At 64.9% G+C, this 18,316-nt stretch carries 19 protein-coding genes and 3 tRNA genes; 10 read left to right on the top strand and 12 right to left on the bottom strand.

Features of this window, described 5'->3' with window-relative positions:
• Window positions 1-27 precede the first annotated feature (27 nt).
• Window positions 28-100: transfer RNA gene (locus O5O53_RS08390), tRNA-Lys, on the bottom strand.
• A gap of 201 nt (window positions 101-301) precedes the next feature.
• Between O5O53_RS08390 and O5O53_RS08385 the strand changes: the two genes are divergently transcribed.
• A complete protein-coding gene (locus O5O53_RS08385) occupies window positions 302-1,498 on the top strand; it encodes a L,D-transpeptidase (protein WP_269511271.1) in 1,197 nt (398 codons plus the stop codon).
• A 149-nt stretch (window positions 1,499-1,647) separates the two neighbouring features.
• Here O5O53_RS08385 and O5O53_RS08380 read toward each other — a convergent pair.
• The 7 genes from O5O53_RS08380 to O5O53_RS08350 form a co-directional block, all read right to left on the bottom strand.
• Window positions 1,648-1,723 (bottom strand) — tRNA-His (locus O5O53_RS08380).
• A gap of 47 nt (window positions 1,724-1,770) precedes the next feature.
• Window positions 1,771-2,400, bottom strand: coding sequence for an oligoribonuclease (gene orn, locus O5O53_RS08375; RefSeq protein ID WP_239356637.1), 630 nt, complete (start codon window positions 2,398-2,400; stop codon window positions 1,771-1,773).
• Window positions 2,401-3,207, bottom strand: coding sequence for a mycolate reductase (gene cmrA, locus O5O53_RS08370; RefSeq protein ID WP_269511269.1), 807 nt, complete (start codon window positions 3,205-3,207; stop codon window positions 2,401-2,403).
• A gap of 10 nt (window positions 3,208-3,217) precedes the next feature.
• Window positions 3,218-3,538, bottom strand: a complete 321-nt coding sequence (locus O5O53_RS08365) for a transcriptional regulator (RefSeq protein WP_269511267.1) — start codon at window positions 3,536-3,538, stop codon at window positions 3,218-3,220.
• Entirely contained in the window at window positions 3,535-3,987 is a 453-nt protein-coding gene (locus tag O5O53_RS08360; protein ID WP_269511265.1) for a hypothetical protein, read from the bottom strand. Before O5O53_RS08360 ends, O5O53_RS08365 begins: the two co-directional genes overlap by 4 nt.
• Window positions 3,988-4,154: 167 nt before the next feature.
• A complete protein-coding gene (locus tag O5O53_RS08355; protein WP_269511263.1) occupies window positions 4,155-5,537 on the bottom strand; it encodes an MFS transporter in 1,383 nt (460 codons plus the stop codon).
• 231 nt (window positions 5,538-5,768) lie between these two features.
• On the bottom strand, window positions 5,769-5,894 hold the full coding sequence (locus O5O53_RS08350; RefSeq protein WP_267465814.1) for a hypothetical protein: 126 nt from the start codon (window positions 5,892-5,894) through the stop codon (window positions 5,769-5,771).
• Between the two features lie 219 nt (window positions 5,895-6,113).
• Here O5O53_RS08350 and O5O53_RS08345 point away from each other — a divergent pair, with 219 nt between their 5' ends.
• Window positions 6,114-6,311, top strand: a complete 198-nt coding sequence (locus tag O5O53_RS08345; protein ID WP_367616733.1) for a PspC domain-containing protein — start codon at window positions 6,114-6,116, stop codon at window positions 6,309-6,311.
• A gap of 198 nt (window positions 6,312-6,509) precedes the next feature.
• On the opposite strand, the gene O5O53_RS08340 is transcribed toward O5O53_RS08345, so the two are convergent.
• A tRNA-Arg gene (locus O5O53_RS08340) sits at window positions 6,510-6,583 on the bottom strand.
• Window positions 6,584-6,638: 55 nt separating this feature from the next.
• Between O5O53_RS08340 and O5O53_RS08335 the strand changes: the two genes are divergently transcribed.
• From O5O53_RS08335 to O5O53_RS08315, 5 genes are all read left to right on the top strand, one after another.
• Window positions 6,639-8,621, top strand: coding sequence for a bifunctional copper resistance protein CopD/cytochrome c oxidase assembly protein (locus O5O53_RS08335; RefSeq protein ID WP_269511261.1), 1,983 nt, complete (start codon window positions 6,639-6,641; stop codon window positions 8,619-8,621).
• A 168-nt stretch (window positions 8,622-8,789) separates the two neighbouring features.
• Window positions 8,790-9,425, top strand: coding sequence for a single-stranded DNA-binding protein (locus O5O53_RS08330; protein WP_269511259.1), 636 nt, complete (start codon window positions 8,790-8,792; stop codon window positions 9,423-9,425).
• 115 nt (window positions 9,426-9,540) lie between these two features.
• Complete coding sequence (ettA, locus tag O5O53_RS08325; protein WP_269511257.1) at window positions 9,541-11,211, top strand: energy-dependent translational throttle protein EttA; 1,671 nt, start codon at window positions 9,541-9,543, stop codon at window positions 11,209-11,211.
• A gap of 9 nt (window positions 11,212-11,220) precedes the next feature.
• Window positions 11,221-11,625 (top strand): acyl-CoA thioesterase, encoded by a 405-nt coding sequence (locus O5O53_RS08320; protein WP_269511255.1) that lies wholly within the window; start codon window positions 11,221-11,223, stop codon window positions 11,623-11,625.
• On the top strand, window positions 11,626-12,252 hold the full coding sequence (locus tag O5O53_RS08315; protein WP_269511253.1) for a DUF8185 domain-containing protein: 627 nt from the start codon (window positions 11,626-11,628) through the stop codon (window positions 12,250-12,252).
• On the opposite strand, the gene O5O53_RS08310 is transcribed toward O5O53_RS08315, so the two are convergent.
• Together O5O53_RS08310 and O5O53_RS08305 are read right to left on the bottom strand one after the other, a co-directional pair.
• Window positions 12,249-12,662, bottom strand: a complete 414-nt coding sequence (locus O5O53_RS08310) for a globin (protein WP_181888961.1) — start codon at window positions 12,660-12,662, stop codon at window positions 12,249-12,251. The genes O5O53_RS08315 and O5O53_RS08310 overlap by 4 nt on opposite strands.
• A complete protein-coding gene (locus tag O5O53_RS08305) occupies window positions 12,646-13,602 on the bottom strand; it encodes a mechanosensitive ion channel family protein (RefSeq protein ID WP_269511251.1) in 957 nt (318 codons plus the stop codon). Before O5O53_RS08305 ends, O5O53_RS08310 begins: the two co-directional genes overlap by 17 nt.
• Before the next feature lie 64 nt (window positions 13,603-13,666).
• On the opposite strand from O5O53_RS08305, the gene O5O53_RS08300 reads away from it, so the two are divergent.
• Window positions 13,667-14,809 (top strand): cystathionine gamma-synthase, encoded by a 1,143-nt coding sequence (locus O5O53_RS08300; protein ID WP_269511250.1) that lies wholly within the window; start codon window positions 13,667-13,669, stop codon window positions 14,807-14,809.
• Here O5O53_RS08300 and pepN read toward each other — a convergent pair.
• Window positions 14,796-17,189, bottom strand: coding sequence for an aminopeptidase N (gene pepN / locus O5O53_RS08295; RefSeq protein ID WP_269511248.1), 2,394 nt, complete (start codon window positions 17,187-17,189; stop codon window positions 14,796-14,798). The genes O5O53_RS08300 and pepN overlap by 14 nt on opposite strands.
• 33 nt (window positions 17,190-17,222) lie before the next feature.
• Here pepN and O5O53_RS08290 point away from each other — a divergent pair, with 33 nt between their 5' ends.
• Both O5O53_RS08290 and O5O53_RS08285 read left to right on the top strand, forming a co-directional pair.
• Window positions 17,223-17,840, top strand: a complete 618-nt coding sequence (locus O5O53_RS08290) for a mycothiol-dependent nitroreductase Rv2466c family protein (RefSeq protein WP_269511246.1) — start codon at window positions 17,223-17,225, stop codon at window positions 17,838-17,840.
• Window positions 17,841-17,845: 5 nt separating this feature from the next.
• A complete protein-coding gene (locus O5O53_RS08285) occupies window positions 17,846-18,313 on the top strand; it encodes a ribose-5-phosphate isomerase (protein WP_239306206.1) in 468 nt (155 codons plus the stop codon).
• Window positions 18,314-18,316: the final 3 nt, after the last annotated feature.

The raw sequence follows: 18,316 nt of genomic DNA, 5'->3' as shown, positions 1-18,316 counted from the left end.
TTTCCGCTGGTGAAGGGGCTTTTCTTGTGCGCCATCAGGGAATCGAACCCCGAACCCACTGATTAAGAGTCAGTTGCTCTGCCAATTGAGCTAATGGCGCGTATTTTGTTTTTCTCTGTCGCTCTCGGCAACGAAAAGAAACTGTAGCACCCACTCTGCCTAGCGTGAAATCGGCTGGTCAGGGGCGAGAAATCGTCGATAGGCAATGTGCGTAAACACACGCGCGACAATAGTGGACTTTGGCTGGTGAGGGGATAGAGTATGGGGGATTGATAAACAGTAGTTGTGTGAGGGGTTTGCCGTGGTCCGTCGAGTGGTACGCGCCTGTGCGCTGGTGGCTGCAGCGGCGACGCTCGCGTCGTGCACCATCGGGGACACCGGCAAGCTGGAGCCGGCCGCGCACACCTCCGACGCCTCCCTGGTGGAAAAAACCACCGAAAAGGCCTCGCCGCGCCCGCCTAAGGTCAGCGTGGCAAACGGGGAGACCGGTGTCGCGCCGTTGGACCCGATCACGGTGACCGCCACCGCGGGGCTGTCGTCTGTGACCATGACCAACGAGGCCGGCAAGGAGATCGAGGGCGAGTTCGACGGCGACAAGTCTGAGTGGTCCGTCGCCGAGCCGCTCGGCTACGGCCGCACCTACACCGTGGAGGCGCGCGACAAAGAAGGCCAGAAGGTGGTGTCCTCGTTTACCACGCTGACCCCGGACGCGACGGTCAATGCCTACGTCGGCCCCTTGGACGGCGCGACCGTTGGCGTGGCGCAGGCCGTGACCATCCGCTTCGACAGTCCCGTCCAGGACACCAAGGCGATGGAGGAGCACATCGATGTGGAGACCTCCAACGACACCGAAGGCGCGTTTTTCTGGCTGGACCCGTACGAGGTGCGCTGGCGCCCCAAGGACTACTGGGAGCCCGGCACTGAAGTCAGCGTGAAGGTGGACATCTACGGCCAGAAGCTGAGCAAGGGCGTCTACGGCGGCGAGGACAGCGAGACGAACTTCACCATCGGCGACAACGTGGAGGCCGTGGTGGACAACGCCGACAAGATGATGCGTGTCTACTCGGGCGGCGAGCTGGTCAAGGAGTTCCCGATCTCCCTGGGCACCGACAACGTCCACGACACCCCGAACGGTGTGTATGTGGTCGGCGACGAGCACGAGAAGCTGACCATGGACTCGCGCACCTACGGTCTCGCGCTGGACGCCGGCGGCTACGTCACGCCGGTGGACTACGCCACGCAGCTGTCCTACTCCGGCATCTACGTGCACTCCGCCCCGTGGGCGCTCGGCGCGCTGGGCAGCTACAACCAGTCCCACGGCTGCATCAACGCCTCCTACGACAACGCGCAGTGGTTCCAGAACTTTGTCAAGCGCGGCGACCCGGTGGTGGTGAAGAACACCGCTGGCGGCACGCTCACGCCTTACGACGGCCTGGGGTACTGGAACCTCGATTGGGAGCAGCGCTCCGGCGGTTCCGGTGAGCCGCTGTACGAGTAGGGGTGTGCTGGTTTTGGAATGTGGCAAATATTTGCCACATTGCTAAAACGGCATACCCGTGGCCGAACGGGAGGGGCCAGCCGGGGACAAACCAGGCGCCAACAACTAAGGCCTGGCCCGCGAATTTCTGCGGGCCAGGCCTTGAACTTTGGGGTGGCTGACGGGACTCGAACCCGCGACACCCAGGATCACAACCTGGTGCTCTACCAGCTGAACTACAGCCACCATTGCTGTTTTTGCAGCGGGATCTACCTTAGCCCCTCACCGTGTTTTCACAAAAACGGCTGGTAGGCGTCGGTTGCGCCTGCGGAAGCCTCCACGGCGGCCTCCGTGTCGGGCCCGGGGGAGGGCACGAACACGGAGCGTCGATAGTAATCAAGCTCGCGGATGGACTCCACAATGTCCGCCAGCGCGCGGTGCGCCATGCCCTTTTGCGGCTGGTTGAAGTACGCCTTGGGGAACCAGCGGCGGGAAAGCTCCTTGACCGTGGAGACGTCGATCATGCGGTAGTGCAGCGCCGCATCGAGGCGCGGCATCTGCGCTCTGATAAACGTGCGGTCCGTGGCGATCGAGTTGCCGGCAAGCGGCGCGGGGTGCGCAGGATCGCAATGCTTCTCGACGAGCCCGAGCACCGCATCCTCCGCCTCCGCGAGCGAGACCGTGGACGCCTTGATGTCATCGAGCAGCCCGTTGTCGGAGTGCATCTGCGTGACAAAGTCGTCCATCTCGGCGAGCTCGGCGTCGGTGGCGTGCACGACCAGGTCCACGCCCTCGTCGATAATGTTCAGCTCCGCGTCCGTCACCAGGGCGGCGACCTCCACGATGACGTGGCGGGAAGGGTCCAGGCCCGTCATCTCCAGGTCGACCCAGACGATGCGGTTGTCCTTGGCAGCGATGTCCATCTATTCCTCTCCCATCTGTGCGTAGAACTTGCCCATGATCGGCGGCAGCCACCCGCGCGGGGCGTAGTTGGACACCACGTCCATGGCCTTCGAAAGCGGGCCGGGCACGATGCGGCGGCGGTTCTTGCGCATCGCGTTGATGGTGTCGGCGGCGCAGGACTCGTAGGTGGTCCACAGGAAATCCGGCACGACCTTGTCCACGATGGACTGCTCTTCCTCCGGGATGTACGCCTCGCGCACCGGGCCCGGGGCAAGCAGGGTCACGTGCACGCCCGAGTCCTTGAGCTCGTAGTGCAGCGCCTCGGTGAACTGGTTCACGCCTGCTTTGGTGAACACGTAGGTGGCGTTGTTCGGGATCGGCAGGTTGCCGGCCGCGGAGCCGACGTTGCACAGCGCGCCCTCGCCGCGCGGCACCATCTGGTCCAGCACCGCCTTGGTAATGCGGAACACCGCCGTGGCGTTCAGGTTGAACTGGTTCGTCTCGTACTCCCAGTCCTGGGCCATGAACGGCCCGAAGCTGGCGATGCCCGCCGAGTTCACGCAGATCGAAACCGTGCGGTCGTTGATGTGTTTGATCAGGGCGTCCACGTCGCGGGCCTTGGACAGGTCTGCCGCGAAGATTTCGACGTTGATGCCGTGGGCGAGCGAGAGCTCGTCGCCAAGCTTTTGCAAAACATCTTCGCGCCTTGCGACAAGGATGAGGTTGTGGCCTTCAGCGGCGAGCTGGCGCGCGATGGCCTCGCCGATGCCTTGGCTCGCGCCGGTGATCAGCGCGAACGCGCCGGGTGCTGGTGCGGGAAAACTCATGAGGACGAATCTACCCGCCAGCGATCTCGCGCAACGCGGCCGTGTGGTTTTCAAAGGCCTCCGCGCCGGTTGCAGTGAGCGTGACCCACACCGTGTCCTTTGCGCGGGTGGAGCCGTACTCGCGGAAGCGCGTGACGTAGCCGTGCTCCTCCAGCGTGGCCAGCTGCTTCGACAGGGCCGAATCCGACAGGTCAGTTTTCTCTCGCAGCGAGCTGAAGCGCATCTCGTGCCGGGACGTTTGCTTCTCGACGGCTCCCGCCCCGTACAGCGCCGCACAAATCTTCAACCTGGCCAGGGGGTGAATGACGGGGTCGATGGCCGGGGCGTTCATCGGTTCCTGCTTTCGTGGATCATGACGGCCGTGAATATGACCGCCGTGATTACGCCGGCGATGACCCCGCCGACCACGCTGCCCTCGGGGACCAACCAGGTCAGCGGAAAGACGAGCATTGGAGCAAGTGCGGCGGCCCAGTTTGTCTTCGGGTCTTCCTGGATCGGCTGCTTCATGCTCGGGCGCACGTTGCGGTTGTTGTCCCAGATCGCGAGCGCGATGCAGGCGATGACGATGAGCAGGAACAGCACCCACCAGTACTTCCAGCCGATGATCGTGCCGGCGATCGTGACGCCGAAACTGGTGCCGAGGATGGCGTAGGCCCACGCCGGGGTGTGTTTGCGCTGGGTTTCTTGCTCGATGCCGTCGATCTGCTCGAGGGCGGCGCGGGCTTCTTCGCGGGAGATCTGCGTTTGCGGTGGGTTGGGCTGCGGTGCGTTGCTTTCCATGTCTGCAAGTGTGTCACTTTCCGGAGTGGAAAGCAAGAGTTTTCGGAGGGGATATATGCGCGTTTGGTGGCCTCGGTGAAAACCTGAACTCAGGGGGGCGTTTGACGGGGTGGTGGCGTGAAAAACGGGCGGCCGAAGCCGCCCGAGTTCAGGTTTTGTACGACGCGTTAGATTTCGTGCATCTCCTGGTCCTTGGTCTCAGGTGCGGTGAGGATGGCCACCAACGAGATCGCGGTGACGACCACCAGGTAGTAGCCCACCGCCTTCGGGCCGTAGTTGGAGCTCAGCGCCGTGGCGATGAACGGGGCGATCGCAGCACCGAGGATGGAGGATACGTTGTAGGCGATGCCCGAGCCGGTGTAGCGCACGTTGGAGGGGAACAGCTCCGGCAGGATTGCGGACATCGGGCCGAAGATGAAGCCCATCAGGATCATGCCGATGAAAAGGAAGATGCCCAGGGAGACCATCGTGAACGTCTCCGGGTTGAGCAGCCACTTGAAGCACAGGCCGTAGACGATGATGGCCACGGACGTCAGGCCCAGCGTCGGGCGTCGTCCGTAGGTGTCGGCCAGGTGCGCCGCGACCGGGATGCCCAGCATGAAGCCGAAGATGCACACCAGCTGCAGCTTCAAAAACGTCGGGTAGGCGATGCCCAGGCCCACGCCCTCCTCGGCGGAGCCGATGCCGTAGGAGAGGAACCAGGTGGTCACGATGTAGAACAGCGTGTAGCAGCCGACCATGATGAACGTGCCCTGGATCAGCGGCTTCCAGGCGGTCTTGAACACCTCGGCCAGCGGGGAGGCGGCCTTCTGGTCGTTTTGCTCCACCTGCTGGAACACCGGGGTCTCCTCAACCTGCAGGCGCACCCACAGCCCGATGATGACCATCACGATGGACAGCAGGAACGGCACGCGCCAACCCCATGCCATGAACGCGCCCTCGAAGTCGCCGGACGTGTGGCCCAGCACTGTCACCAGGATCAGGAACAGGCCGTTGGCCAGCAGGAATCCGAACGGTGCGCCGAGTTGGGGCCACATGCCGGCCCACGCGCGGCGTCCCTTAGCTGCCGTTTCTGTGGACAACAGCGCCGCGCCGGACCATTCGCCGCCCAGGCCCAGGCCCTGGCAGAAGCGCATTAGGGCCAACAGCGCCGGGGCCCAGATGCCGGCCTGCGCGTAGGTGGGCAAAAGGCCAATGACGAAGGTGGCGATGCCCATGGTCAGCAGCGCGCCGACGAGGGTGGCCTTGCGGCCGACCTTGTCGCCGAAGTGGCCGAACAGCACCGAGCCGAGTGGGCGGGCGATAAACGCCAGGCCGAACGTGGCAAATGAGGACAAAAGTGCAACCGTGCTGGACTCCGACTTGGGGAAGAACAGGAACGGGAAGACTGCCACGGCGGCGGTGGCGTAGGCGTAGAAGTCGTAAAACTCGATCGTCGTGCCGATGGTGGACGCGAGTTTGACGCGGCGGCGCTCCTCCGGGGTGGTCTCCCGGAGCGCGGCGGGTGCCGCTGGTTGGGGAGTGGGGTGGTGTTCGACGCTGGTGGTCATCGCCCGTCCTTTCATTCCACTGTGTGGGAAATAAATATCAGTGTGCGGACGAATGTGCCACATGGTGGGACAGGCGTTTCAAAACGGTGCGGCGCTCTGGGAGGGTTGTGCACGAATCGACAATTCCGCCAATTTTCAGCCTGCAAACCCCCAGGTCAGGATTTGGCGCGGGCGATTCGTACAAAAACCGGCCGCCGCTACAAACGCGGGGCCGGTTTTCGCTGGACGTGCCTAGTCGCGGCCGTCCGCTTCAAAGTCGTTGTCCTCGCCGGTCTCCTGCACGGACGTGTCGGCGTCCGGGTCGGACAGGTTCTCAATGCTGTCTTCGTTGACTGGGGAGTTCTTCGGGTCAGTCATGGTTTAGGGTCTCCTTGGGGTAGGGGAAATCTGCCCCGCCGACTGTATGCGCAAACCCGGACACCACGCCGAAAACCCCCTCTGAACAGGCGAAAAGAACGAAAGCTCGCGCTTTCGCACGGGCCTCGGAAGTGGAGCGCCGCAGTGGTAAAGCTGGGCTACGATGCAACCCGAGCACACCGTCACGGAATCGTTGTGAACGCAAACGTTTGAGTAAGGATGTTCATAATGTCCCAGCGAGAAAAATGGCACAAAGTCGAGGGGGGCAAGCTCATAGCAGGGGTCTGTGCTGGAGTAGCCGAAACATACGGAACCTCCGCCGACACGGTCAGGACCATTTACGTGATTGCCTGTCTCTGCGGGCTACCCATGGTTTTCGTCTACTTATTGCAGTGGGCTATCTACCCACGATATTGAGCGCCCCGTCGGGCGCACGCTATGTGAATCTGCGCGGTTCGTTGGTCATGCTGCCCAGTGGTAACCGTTAGTGTCCGCCGGGATGTGATCGGCCCCCTCCGCTGTGCCGGCGGAGGGGGCTTTTTGGGCCTACACGTTAAGTTTTGGCCGTAGCGCGTCGCCACGCTCAGTAAAGTGCCTGCTCAGGGCGGAAATTTGCGCCCCCAGCAGGATTCGAACCCGCGACCAGCCGGGTAGAAACCGGATGCTCTAATCCACTGAGCTATGGGGGCAACACCGGCTGATTGTAGTTATGGCTCAGGCACACGCGAAAGTAGGGTATGCGGCATGACTGCACCCGCGCGCACCCGCACTGTCGCCCCCGCTTGGCCGCTGTATTTGGCCGCGTTCGCCATCGCGGCTGTTGTCGCCGGCGCGGTGGGGGAGGCGTTCTCGGGCGGCTCGCTCGCGGAACTGGGCATCCCGGATCCGGGCGCGGCCACCACGGTCGGGCTGCCGGCGCTGCGTGGCGTCGCGTGGCTGCTCATGGCGCTGGCCACGGGTTCGTTTTTGCTCTCGGCCTTCCTCATCCCGCCGAAGCAGACCCAACAAGATCTCAACGGCGCACGCCTGACGGTCGACGGCCACCTCGCCTCGCGCACCGGCGCCCACGCCAGCGCGGGCATCGCGCTGATCGGGCTGGTCATGATCCCGCTGGTGCTTTCGGACGTCTCCGGCCAACCTCTGAAAACCGTCCTCTTCGAGGCGGCCGCGTGGTCGCAGGCGCTGGACCAGGTGGCGGACGCGCGCGTGTGGCTCATCGTCGCCGTCTTCGCCGCCATCGTGGCGGCGTTCGGCTACGCGGCGTCCAGCTGGTGGTCCCAGGTCTGGCTGTTCGTCGGCGCGATCGTGGTGGTCATGCCGATCGCGCTGACGGGCCACTCGGCCACCGGCGGCGCGCACGACTTCGGCACCAACTCGCTGATCTGGCACCTCGTGGCCATGCTGCTCTGGGTGGGCGGGCTGATGGCGCTTGTCGCACATGCTTTACGACGAGGCCCCGGCCTCACCGCCGCCACCCAGCGCTACTCCCGCATCGCGCTGTTTTCCATCCTGGCCATGGCCGTCTCCGGCGTGGTCAACGCGCTGGTGCGGGTGCGCCTGGAGGACCTCACGCAGTACAGCTACGGCTGGGTGCTGATCATCAAGACTGTCGGCATCGTCGTCCTCGGCATGATCGGCTACGTGCACCGCGAGCGCACCATCCCGCAGCTGGAAACCCAACCGCGCGCGTTCACCCGCCTCGCCGCGGGCGAGGTGCTCGTCATGGCGGCGATCTCCGGCCTGGCCGTCACGCTCGGCCGCACCCCGCCCCCGCCGCCGCTGGATCCGAACCTGACGCGCATGCAGATCCAGATGGGATACAACCTCACCGAGCCGCTGACCTGGACCAACTGGATCACTACCTGGCGCCCGGAGCTGCTGTTCAGCGTCATTGCGATCCTGCTGGCGGCGTACTACCTGCACCTGGTCCGCCGGGTGGACGGCTGGCCGGTCGCGCGCACGCTGTGGTGGCTGGCCGGCTGCGCGATGGTCGTCGTCACGCTGAGCTCCGGCATGGGCATGCACATGCCCGCCTCCTACTCCGCGCACATGACAGTGCACATGATCCTGTCCATGGGCGTGCCGGTGTTCCTGGTGCTCGGCGCGCCGCTGACACTCGTGCGTCAGGCGTACCCGGCCGGCGAGTTCAACCCGCGCCTGTGGGCGGAAAGCTTCCAGCGTTCCAAGTTCCTGCGCGCGGTGACGTTCTCGCCGGTGTCCACCATCCAGTTCTTGGTGGTCTTCTACGCCATGTACGTCATCCAGCCGTTCTACGAGCTCATGATCTCCGAGCACGCCGGCCACGTCATCATGAACGCCGCGTTCCTCATCTCCGGCTACCTCTACTTCTGGGAGCTCATCGGCCCCGACGAGATCGAGGGCCGCCCCACCGCGAAGGTGCGCCTGCTGTGGCTGTGGGTATCCATGCCGTTCCACCTGTTCATGGGCGTCTACCTCATGCAGCTCGGCTCCGTGATGGGCGAGGAGTTCTACCGCTCGCTGGAGCTGCCGTGGAACCCGGACCTTTTGGCCGTGCAGAAGGATGGCGGCGGCATCGCGTGGGCGTCCGGCTCCTTCCCGCTGGTGATCGTCTTCGGCGAGCTGTTCATGCGTTGGTGGCGCGAGGATAAGGCGGAAACGGCCGAGTCGGACCGTCGCGCGGAGGAGTCCGACGACGAGGAGTGGCGCCGCTACAACGAGATGCTTTCTCAAATTCATGGCCGCTAGCTGCGGATTGTGAATTTCTCAGGTTAAGTTATCCACAATTTCGCCGACCCCTTTTTCCGGCTTGCGTTTCGTGCGACTCTGCTCGCGCAGGGGGCAATTGCTTATCGACGAGCTCCCCGCCCCCGCAACCGCACACCATCCGCACGCATGCAGAAAGGGGCCTTGAAAATGGCCAACATCGACTACACGCTGCTCGGCAACCTGATCGCCGAGCCGTACTTCAAAACCTTCAACTCGGGCAACGCCGTGCTGCGCTTCCGCGTGGCCACCTCGGACGTGAAGAAGGAAAAGAACGACAACGGCGACGACGTCTGGCGCGACTACAACCAGTTCTACGTCGACGTCGAGTGCTGGGGCCAGCTCGCGGTCAACGCTGGCGCGTCGCTGCGCAAGGGTTTCCCGGTGATTGTCATCGGCAAGCTGGTCCACGAGTACTGGGAAGGCAAAGACGAAAAGGGCGAGGTGGCGCTGCGCTCCAAGACCACCCTCAAGGCCCGCCACGTCGCGTTCGATCTTGCGCGCTACCAGGTCAACTCGGTGCGCACGTCCGTCTCCGGCAACACCCTCGACGGCCACGAGATGCCCAAGGCGATGGACGCCAAGGCGCTGAACAAGAAGCTCAACGGCGAAGATGCCGAAAACGCCGAGCCCAAGAGCGGCTGGGGCAGCTTCTCGGACACGCCGGAGGTGGAGGAGCGCCGCGTCAGCGCCGAGGACGTCGACGGGGTCACCCGCACCGACACCGACGCCGACACAGACAGAGCAGGGGAGGAGCTCGCCGCAACCGGCGGCGCCCCGTTCTAGTTTTTGCAGCCTTCGCCCCGCCGCTTCTAACGCGCCTTGGAAGCGGTGGGGCGCGCGTGTGCGTCATGTACCCTAAGTGCGGTATTTACCTCCGCACTAACAAAGGGGATTCGTAGTGGCTGAGTTCATCTACACGATGAAAAACGTCCGCCGAGCCATCGGCGAGAAGGTCATCCTGGACAACGTCACCATGGCGTTTTACCCGGGCGCCAAAATCGGCGTCGTGGGCCCGAACGGCGCCGGTAAGTCGTCGCTGCTCAAGATCATGGCCGGCATCGACCAGCCGAACAACGGCGAGGCGTTCCTCCAGCCGGGCGCGTCCGTGGGCATCCTGCTACAGGAGCCGCCGCTGAACGAAGAAAAGACCGTGCGCGGCAACGTCGAGGAAGGCCTCGGCGAACTGTTTGAGAAGAAGCAGCGCTTCGAGGAAATCGCCGAGGAGATGGCGACGAACTACTCCGACGAGCTCATGGAAGAAATGGGCAAGCTGCAGGAAGAGCTCGACGCGGCCGACGCGTGGGAGATCGACTCCAAGATCGAGCAGGCCATGGAGGCACTGCGCTGCCCGCCTTCCGACGCACCGGTGACCAACCTGTCCGGTGGCGAGCGCCGTCGAGTAGCACTTGCGAAACTGCTGCTGAGCGAGCCGGACCTTTTGCTCCTCGACGAGCCGACCAACCACCTCGACGCCGAGAGTGTCCTGTGGCTGGAGAAGCACCTGCAGACCTACCCCGGTGCCGTGCTGGCGATTACCCACGACCGTTACTTCCTCGACAACGTCGCCGAGTGGATCTGCGAGGTCGACCGCGGCAAGCTCTACCCCTACGAGGGCAACTACTCCACCTACCTGGAGAAGAAGGCCGAGCGCCTCGAAGTCGCCGGCAAGAAAGACCAGAAGCTGCAGAAGCGCCTGAAGAAGGAGCTGGACTGGGTCCGCTCCTCGCCGAAGGCCCGCCAGGCCAAGAACAAGGCCCGCCTGGAGCGCTACGAGGAGATGGCGGCAGAGGCCGAGCAGTACCGAAAGCTCGACTTCGAGGAAATCCAGATCCCCACCCCGCCGCGCCTGGGCAACAAGGTCGTCGAGGTGGAGAACCTGAACAAGGGCTTCGACGGCCGCGTGCTGATCAAGGACCTGTCGTTCACCCTGCCGCGCAACGGCATCGTCGGCGTGATCGGCCCCAACGGTGTGGGTAAGTCCACGCTGTTCAAGACCATCGTGGGCCTGGAGGAGGCCGACTCCGGCTCCGTGGAGGTTGGCGAGACCGTCAAGATCTCGTACGTGGACCAGAACCGCGAGAACATCGACCCCGAGCAAACCGTCTGGGAGGTCGTCTCCGACGGCCTGGACTACATCCACGTCGGCCAGAACGAAATGCCGTCGCGCGCCTACCTGTCCGCCTTCGGCTTCAAAGGCCCGGACCAGCAGAAGCCGTCCAAGGTGCTCTCCGGCGGCGAGCGCAACCGCCTCAACCTGGCGCTGACGCTGAAGCAGGGCGGCAACCTGATCCTGCTGGATGAGCCGACCAACGACCTGGACGTCGAGACGCTTGGCTCGCTGGAAAACGCGCTGCAGGCCTTCCCGGGCTGCGCCGTGGTGATCTCGCACGACCGTTGGTTCCTGGACCGCACCTGCACCCACATCCTGGCCTGGGAGGGCAACGTGGAAGAGGGCAAGTGGTTCTGGTTCGAGGGCAACTTCGGCGACTATGAGGCCAACAAGGTCGAGCGCCTCGGCGAGGAAGCCGCGAAGCCGTCGCGCGTCACCCACCGCAAGCTCACCCGTTAGGAGTACCCCATGGCTGAAATCCACGTCCACACCATCCCGGTGCGCTGGAGCGACTTCGACCGCTACGGGCACGTGACCAACTCCGCCTACATCGAGCTCGCCCAGGAGGCGCGCTTGGCGTTCGCCCAGGAGTTCTTCTTCTCCCAGGGCCACGAGTTCGTGGTGTTCGTGCGCCGCCTCGAGGTGGATTACGTCCGCCCGATCCTGCCCAACACCACCGAGGTGACAGTGGAGACGCAGGTATCCAACGTGGGCAACACGTCGTTCACCACCCGCCAGGAAATCAAGGATGCGCAGGGCAAGGTCTGCTGCGTGGTCGAGTGCGTGCAGGTCACGGTGGATACCACCACGACCTCGCCGCGCGAGATCACGCAGAAGGAGATCGGCATCCTGTCCAAGACGGCCGGGGCCTAAATGGTCGAGGTTCGCATCGAGCGCGGCGCGCGCGGGCTCACCGCGCTGCTTTCGCGTGCGCTCGCGCTGGACGCCCAGGCGAGTGCGCGCATCCAAAAGGTGGGCGAGGGCCGACTCGACGTGTTCGTGACCACGCCGTTTGATGCCATTGCTTCTCGACGCACCTCCGGCTCCACCACCGACCCCGGCGCCACCGTCAGCGCTCGCGCCATGCTCGACGCGTTGAAGTCCGGGGCGACCGAGGTCGGCCCCGCCCGCGACGCCGCCTGGCCCGGGGCCCTGCCGCCGGCCAGCGGCTTCATCGCCCGCGAGGAAGTCCCCATCGGCGTCGCCCGCCGCCTGGCCGACGAGGGCCGCAACCTGGCCCGCCAGTTCTCCGGCCCGGCCGGCCCACCGCGCTCGCTTCTCGACGGCACCGTGCTCACCGCCGACGCCGACAGCAACAACCCGGTGGAGATCCCCATGCGGATGATCTTCGCCTGCACCTCGCTCGGGCTCATCCCCGGCTTCGAGGCCCCCGCCGAGATCCCGCGCCACCTGCGCGTAGCCACCTCCGGCAGCTGGGTGCGCCTGGACGCGCCGTTCGGCTCCGTCTACCGCAGCACCCGCCCGAATTTGCTGTTTTAGTACGCGCGCGGGCCCTGGTTGATCATCATGTAGGCCACGCGCTGCATGTGGTTCCACATTTGGGCGCGGTAGGCGGGCGGCAGCTCGTCGTCAGTAAATTGCTCCATGGAATTGCCCATGAGCTCCAACCAGCGGTCCGCCTCCGCCTCGCCGATGGCGAAGGGCAAGTGGCGCTTGCGCAGCATCGGGTTGCCGCGTTTTTCCTGGAAGGTGCGCGGGCCGCCCCAGTACTGCACCAAAAACCAGCGCAGGCGGTCCTGCGCGCCGTCCCAATCCTGGTCCGGGTACATCGGGCCGATGAGGTCGTCCTTCTTGACCTGCGTGTAAAAGCCTTCGACGAGGCGGTGGAAGAACGCGTCGCCACCGACGGCGTCGTAAAGCGTCTGCTCCTGCTTAGGGCCGATCTCCATTGCTCTCCTTCATCTCTACAAGCACAGAATCCATCGCCGTGAGCACCACGTCCTGTTCGTGCAACGCCGCGAGGATGCGGTGGTTCAGGTGGCGGGCCACGCCCCACTGCTCGCCCGGCATCGTGGTCACGCTCAAACGGAACGACACGTAGGTCGGGTTGAACTCGCTGGGACCCAGCATCGTCGGCGTGCCCATGACCACATCGCGGATCTCCGGATCCTGGCACGCGGCGACGGCGGTGTCCTCGATGACGCGCGAAACCTTGTCCGGATTCGCCATAACCGACACCGGGATCTGCAGACGCGCCGTGGAAAAACGCGCCGAGTGGTTGCCCACCTGCTCGATATCGCCGTTACGGATGTGCCACAGCGCGCCGTCGATGTCGCGCAGCGTAGTGATGCGCAGCGACATCTCCTCCACCTCGCCGACAATGTCGCCGACCTGGATTGTGTCGCCCACGCCGAACTGGTTCTCAATGAGGATGAACATGCCGGAGAAGAAATCCTTCACCAGCGACTGCGCACCAAAACCGATGGCCACGCCGACCACACCGGCGGACGCGATCAGGGGTGCGACGTTCACCCCCAGCTGATCCAGCACGGCGAGGATCGCCCACGTCCAAATCACAATCGCGGCGACGGACCGGCCCACGTTGCCCAGCGTCTTCATGCGCTGCTGGCGGCGGGCCTCCTGCGCCCGGTACTGCGGGGTGTCTTCGGCGGTGGGGGCGATGAACGGGGTGCGCTCGATGCCGTGACGGGTGGCGCGGTTGATCACCTTGCGCGCCAGCCAGCTCAGCACCAGCGCGACCACGATGATCAGCAGGATTTTCAGGGGGCGTTCCACCACGAGTTCGTGGGTGGCTGGGTCGTTCCACCAGTTGGTGACGCCGTCGACGGCCTCGTCGACCTTTTCTGCAGTATCTGTTTGCGCTTTCATCGGGAGCGAGTCTAGTGCATAAAAATGCCCGCGGAATGAACCGCTTGGTCTACTGTCTGTGGGCATGACTGGATTTGCTACCGACGCCATTCACGCCGGATACGAACCCGACAGCCTGTACGGGCCGATCAACACGCCGATCTACGCCTCCACCACGTTCGCCCAGGACGGGCTGGCGGAGCTGCGCGGCGGCTACGAGTACACCCGCGTGGGCAACCCCACCGTCACCGCGCTGGAAAAGGCCGTCGCCGCGCTGGAGGGCGCCGAGTACGCCGTGGCCTACTCCTCGGGCATGGCAGCTATCGACGTCATCCTGCGCATCCTGCTCAAACCCGGCGACCACATCGTCGTGTCCAACGACGCCTACGGCGGCACCTACCGCCTGATCCAGCAAGTGTTCACGCAGTGGGGCGTGGAAAACACCGTGGTGGACATGACCAACCCGGAAGAGGTCGCCGCGGCCGTGAAGGACAACACCAAGGCCATCTGGGTGGAAACGCCGACGAACCCGATGCTGGACATCGTGGACATCGAAGCCATCGCCGCCGTGAAAAAGCAGGCCACGCTGGTGGTGGACAACACCTTCGCCTCGCCGTACCTGCAAAAGCCGTTCGACCTCGGCGCGGACGTGGTGGTGCACTCCACCACGAAGTACATCGGCGGCCACTCCGACGTGGTCGGCGGCATCGTCTGCGGCGACGATTCCCGCGTCCCCGGCTTCCACGAGCAGCTGCGCTTCTTCTTCGGCTGGGTCGGCGCGAACCCGTCCCCGTTCGACACGTACCTCACCGGCCGCGGCCTGAAGACGCTTTCCGTGCGCATGGACAAGCATTGCGACAATGCGGAGGCCGTCGCAAAGTTTCTCGACGCCCAGCCGCAAGTCGCCCGCGTGTGCTACCCGGGCCTGGAGACCCACCCGGGCCACGAAACCGCGAAAAAGCAGATGACCCGCTTCGGCGGCATGGTCTCCGTGCTGTTCCAGACCACCGAGCAGGCGAAGACGTTCTGCAAGTCCACCAAGCTGTTCTGCCTGGCGGAGTCCCTCGGCGGCGTGGAGAGCCTGCTCGAGCACCCCGCCACCATGACGCACGTCTCCGTCGCCGGTTCCGCGCTGGAGGTGCCGGGCGAGCTCGTGCGCATCTCGGTGGGCATCGAGGAGGAGGCCGACTTGATCGCCGACCTCGAGCAGGCGCTTACTCAGCTGTAGCGTCGACCTCGCGGTTGCGCACCGCTCGCGCGATGCGGTCCTGCCCCTCGGCGATGACGCGCTTCAGCCCGGCCGGCGCGTCGCCGTTGAGTAGGGCGTTCGCCTTCTCAACCGCGCCGGCGGTGACGTCCCAGCGCGGGTACATGCCCTCGAGGGTGCGCTGCGCCATCTCGTTGGTCAGCCGCTCCCACAGCGCGGGCGCGGCGCGGAAGTACTCGTCGGTCAGCCCCTCGAGCCCGTCGTAGGTGAACGTCAGCCCGTCCATGAGGTAGCGGGCTTCGAGGTTGGTCAGGTCGTCTTCGACGAGCTTGTTCCAAGCCCATCGCTTATCGACGACAGCTCTCGCCCGCAGCCGCGAAATCGCGCCCTCCGACGTGTTGTCCTGCTCCTTCTCCGCCGCCTCCAGCGGCAGGGCGCCGGCGGCGATGAGGTTGGTAATCGCCAGCCAGCGCACCTCCTGGTTGTCGGAGCGCTCCAGCAGCTCCTTGAAGTACGCGATCGTCTCCTCGGTCGGCGTCAGGCGGGCCAGGGCGCGGTCGAAGATGGCGGCCGGCTCCGCGCCGCGGAAGGCGGCGTTGAGCAGGTCCATGCCCTCGCCCTCCCAGGCGGGGTCGACGTACTGGCGCACCGCCTGCGTGGCCTGGGCGAGCAGACGCTCCTGCACGCTCGGGTGCGTCTCGGCGGCGGCGTGGGCGGCGACCAGCTTCACAAACTCGCGGGCGGCCAGCTCGCCGTCGCGCACCGACTCCCACAGCGACGACCAGATCAAGGTGCGCGCCAGCGAATCCTCGATCTCGCCGATGTGCTCGAGCGCGAACTTCTGGTGCTCGGGGGTCAGGCGCATCTTGGCGTAGGTCAGATCGTCGTCGTTGACGATCGCCAGGTCGTGCTCGATGCCGGCCAGCTCGGGGATCTCGGTGCGTTCGCCGTCGATGTCGGTCTCGATCTGCTTGACGCGGGAAACGGAGCCGTCTATAAGCTTGTAGAGCCCCACGCGCACACGGTGCGGGCGCGGATCCTCCTGCAGCACCGCGAAGCGCTCGCCGATCTCCGGGCGCAGCGTCGACGGGCCCGTGGTGCGCAGCCACTGCTCGGCCCAGCTAGACAGGTCGCGGCCCGACGCCTCCTCGAGCGCGCCGAGCAGGTCGTCGAAGGTGGCGTTGGAGTAGGCGTGGTTGTCGAAGTGCTTACGCACGCCCGCGAAAAACTCCTCGTAGCCCACATACGCCTGCAGCTGCTTCAACACGGACGCACCCTTGGCGTAGGTGATGCCGTCGAAGTTCTGCTCCGCGGTCTCGATGTCCGGGGCGTCCGCGGCAATCGGGTGCGTCGACGGCAACTGGTCCTGCTGGTACGCCCACGCCTTCTCCACGGACGCGAACGTGGTCCACGCGTCCGCGTACTCGCCGATCGCGGTCTGCGCGGTGGCCGCCGACCAAGTGGCGAAGGATTCGTTGAGCCACAGGTCGTCCCACCACTGCATCGTGACCAAATCGCCGAACCACATGTGCGCCATCTCGTGCAGGATGGTGTCGTTGCGGCGCTCCAGGCGGTACGGGGTGGGCTCGGAGGTGAAGATGTACTCGTCGCGGTACGTCACGCAGCCGACGTGCTCCATCGCGCCCATGTTGTACTCCGGGCAGAACACCTGGTCGTACTTGTCGCCGAACGGGTAGGTGCGGCCGAAGTTGGCGTGGTAGAAGTCGAAGCCATCCTTGGTCTGGCGGAACAGGCGCTCCGAATCCATGTGCGGGATCAGGGACGCGCGGGCGTACAGGCCGAGCTCGATGGTGCGGCCGTCGCCGGCGTCGTAGGTGTCGGAGATGCGCTCAAACTCGCCGGCGCAGATCGCGATGAGGTAGGTCGACAGCGGGTAGTCGATCTCGGTGGTCCACGTCGCGGTGCCGTCGCCGTTGTCGGTGCGGGTGACCGCCTCGTTGAGGATCACGGTGTAGCGCTCCGGGGCTTTCACGCTGACGGTGTAGGTGGCCTTCAGGTCCGGCTGGTCGAAGCCGGCGAACACCTTCATCGCCATCGCAGGCTCGAACTGGGTGTACAGGTAGTCCTTGCCGTCCACCGGGTCGGTGAACTTGTGCAGGCCCTCGCCGGTGCGGTTGTACGCGTCGTGGGAGGTGACGGTCAGCGTGTGGGCGCCGTCGCTAAGCGAAAGCTCCCGGCCCGTCTCCTCGCCGTCGAGGGTGGCCTCGAACCCGGCAGCAACCAGGTCGAAGTGGGTGGTGCCCGCCTTCGAATCAAAATGGACGGTGCTCACCGTGGTGAACTCGTCGGCGTCCGTGATGTCCACGGCGATGTCGTAGCGGACGTTGGAAATCAGTTCGGCGCGTGTCTGCGCGTCCTTGCGAGTCAAATTTGTCTTCATCTGCCGCAGCCTACACGCGCTATCGTGGGCGCCATGACGGAACAAGTGAAATTTTGGTTTGACGTATCCTGCCCGTTCGCATGGCAGACCTCCCGCTGGATCAAAGAGGTGGAGAAGGTCCGCGACATCGAGGTCGAGTGGGTGCCCATGTCGCTCGCAGTGCTTAACGACGGCCGCGACATCCCCGAAGACTACGCAGCCATGATGGAAGCGAACTGGGGCCCGGCGCGCGTGTTCGCGAAGGTCAAGGAGGAGCAGCCCGAGAAGGTCGACGAGCTGTACACCACGATGGGCACGATGATCCACGCCGGCGGCGAGGGCGGCAAGAAGGGCGACGGCGCCTACGACGAGATCATCGCGAAGGCGCTGGCGGAGGTGGGCCTGCCGGAAAATTTCGTTGAGGTGGCCAACACGTCCGACTGCGACGATTTGCTGCGCGGCTTCCACGCCACCGCCATGGATGCCGTCGGCGACGACGTGGGCACCCCGGTGGTCAAGCTCGGCGACAACGCGTTCTTCGGCCCCGTGATCACCCGCGTGCCGGAAGGCGAAGAGGCCGGCAAGTTGTTCGACCACGCGGTTGGGTTGGCGGAGTTCCCGTACTTCTTCGAACTCAAGCGCACCCGCACGGAGATGCCCCAGGTACGCTAAACGCCATGCGTATTTACCTTGGAGCAGACCACGCCGGATTCGAGCGCAAGAACCAGATCAAGGCCCACCTTGAGGCCCAGGGTCACGAGGTGACCGACTGCGGCGCCCACGAGTACGACGCTTTGGACGACTACCCGGCGTTCTGCATCGCCGCGGCTGAGGCCGTGGTGGCTGACCCGGGTTCGCTGGGCATCGTGCTCGGCGGCTCCGGCAACGGCGAGCAGATCGCCGCAAACAAGGTCAAGGGCGCGCGCTGCGCCTTGGCGTGGTCTGAAGAGACCGCGAAGCTCGCCCGCGAGCACAACAACGCGCAGCTCATCGGCATCGGCGGCCGCATGCACACCGAGGAAGAGGCGCTCGCAATTGTCGACGCCTTCGTGTCCCAGCCGTGGAGCGAAGAGGAACGCCACCAGCGCCGCATCGACATCCTCGCCGAGTACGAGCGCACCGGCGTCGCGCCCGAGCTTCCGTAAGCT

Source organism: Corynebacterium faecium (assembly GCF_027257105.1).
GTDB classification, from domain to species: domain Bacteria; phylum Actinomycetota; class Actinomycetes; order Mycobacteriales; family Mycobacteriaceae; genus Corynebacterium; species Corynebacterium lehmanniae.
This window is presented reverse-complemented; position numbering and strand designations above follow the sequence as displayed.

Bases quoted from the DNA above. Each gene is read 5' to 3' on its own strand.
- orn (WP_239356637.1), bottom strand. From the start codon at position 2,400: ATGGACATCGCTGCCAAGGACAACCGCATCGTCTGGGTCGACCTGGAG.
- cmrA (WP_269511269.1), bottom strand. From the start codon at position 3,207: ATGAGTTTTCCCGCACCAGCACCCGGCGCGTTCGCGCTGATCACCGGC.
- O5O53_RS08365 (WP_269511267.1), bottom strand. From the start codon at position 3,538: ATGAACGCCCCGGCCATCGACCCCGTCATTCACCCCCTGGCCAGGTTG.
- O5O53_RS08360 (WP_269511265.1), bottom strand. From the start codon at position 3,987: ATGGAAAGCAACGCACCGCAGCCCAACCCACCGCAAACGCAGATCTCC.
- O5O53_RS08355 (WP_269511263.1), bottom strand. From the start codon at position 5,537: ATGACCACCAGCGTCGAACACCACCCCACTCCCCAACCAGCGGCACCC.
- O5O53_RS08350 (WP_267465814.1), bottom strand. From the start codon at position 5,894: ATGACTGACCCGAAGAACTCCCCAGTCAACGAAGACAGCATTGAGAAC.
- O5O53_RS08345 (WP_367616733.1), top strand. From the start codon at position 6,114: ATGTTCATAATGTCCCAGCGAGAAAAATGGCACAAAGTCGAGGGGGGC.
- O5O53_RS08335 (WP_269511261.1), top strand. From the start codon at position 6,639: ATGACTGCACCCGCGCGCACCCGCACTGTCGCCCCCGCTTGGCCGCTG.
- O5O53_RS08330 (WP_269511259.1), top strand. From the start codon at position 8,790: ATGGCCAACATCGACTACACGCTGCTCGGCAACCTGATCGCCGAGCCG.
- O5O53_RS08320 (WP_269511255.1), top strand. From the start codon at position 11,221: ATGGCTGAAATCCACGTCCACACCATCCCGGTGCGCTGGAGCGACTTC.
- O5O53_RS08315 (WP_269511253.1), top strand. From the start codon at position 11,626: ATGGTCGAGGTTCGCATCGAGCGCGGCGCGCGCGGGCTCACCGCGCTG.
- O5O53_RS08310 (WP_181888961.1), bottom strand. From the start codon at position 12,662: ATGGAGATCGGCCCTAAGCAGGAGCAGACGCTTTACGACGCCGTCGGT.
- O5O53_RS08305 (WP_269511251.1), bottom strand. From the start codon at position 13,602: ATGAAAGCGCAAACAGATACTGCAGAAAAGGTCGACGAGGCCGTCGAC.
- O5O53_RS08300 (WP_269511250.1), top strand. From the start codon at position 13,667: ATGACTGGATTTGCTACCGACGCCATTCACGCCGGATACGAACCCGAC.
- pepN (WP_269511248.1), bottom strand. From the start codon at position 17,189: ATGAAGACAAATTTGACTCGCAAGGACGCGCAGACACGCGCCGAACTG.
- O5O53_RS08290 (WP_269511246.1), top strand. From the start codon at position 17,223: ATGACGGAACAAGTGAAATTTTGGTTTGACGTATCCTGCCCGTTCGCA.
- O5O53_RS08285 (WP_239306206.1), top strand. From the start codon at position 17,846: ATGCGTATTTACCTTGGAGCAGACCACGCCGGATTCGAGCGCAAGAAC.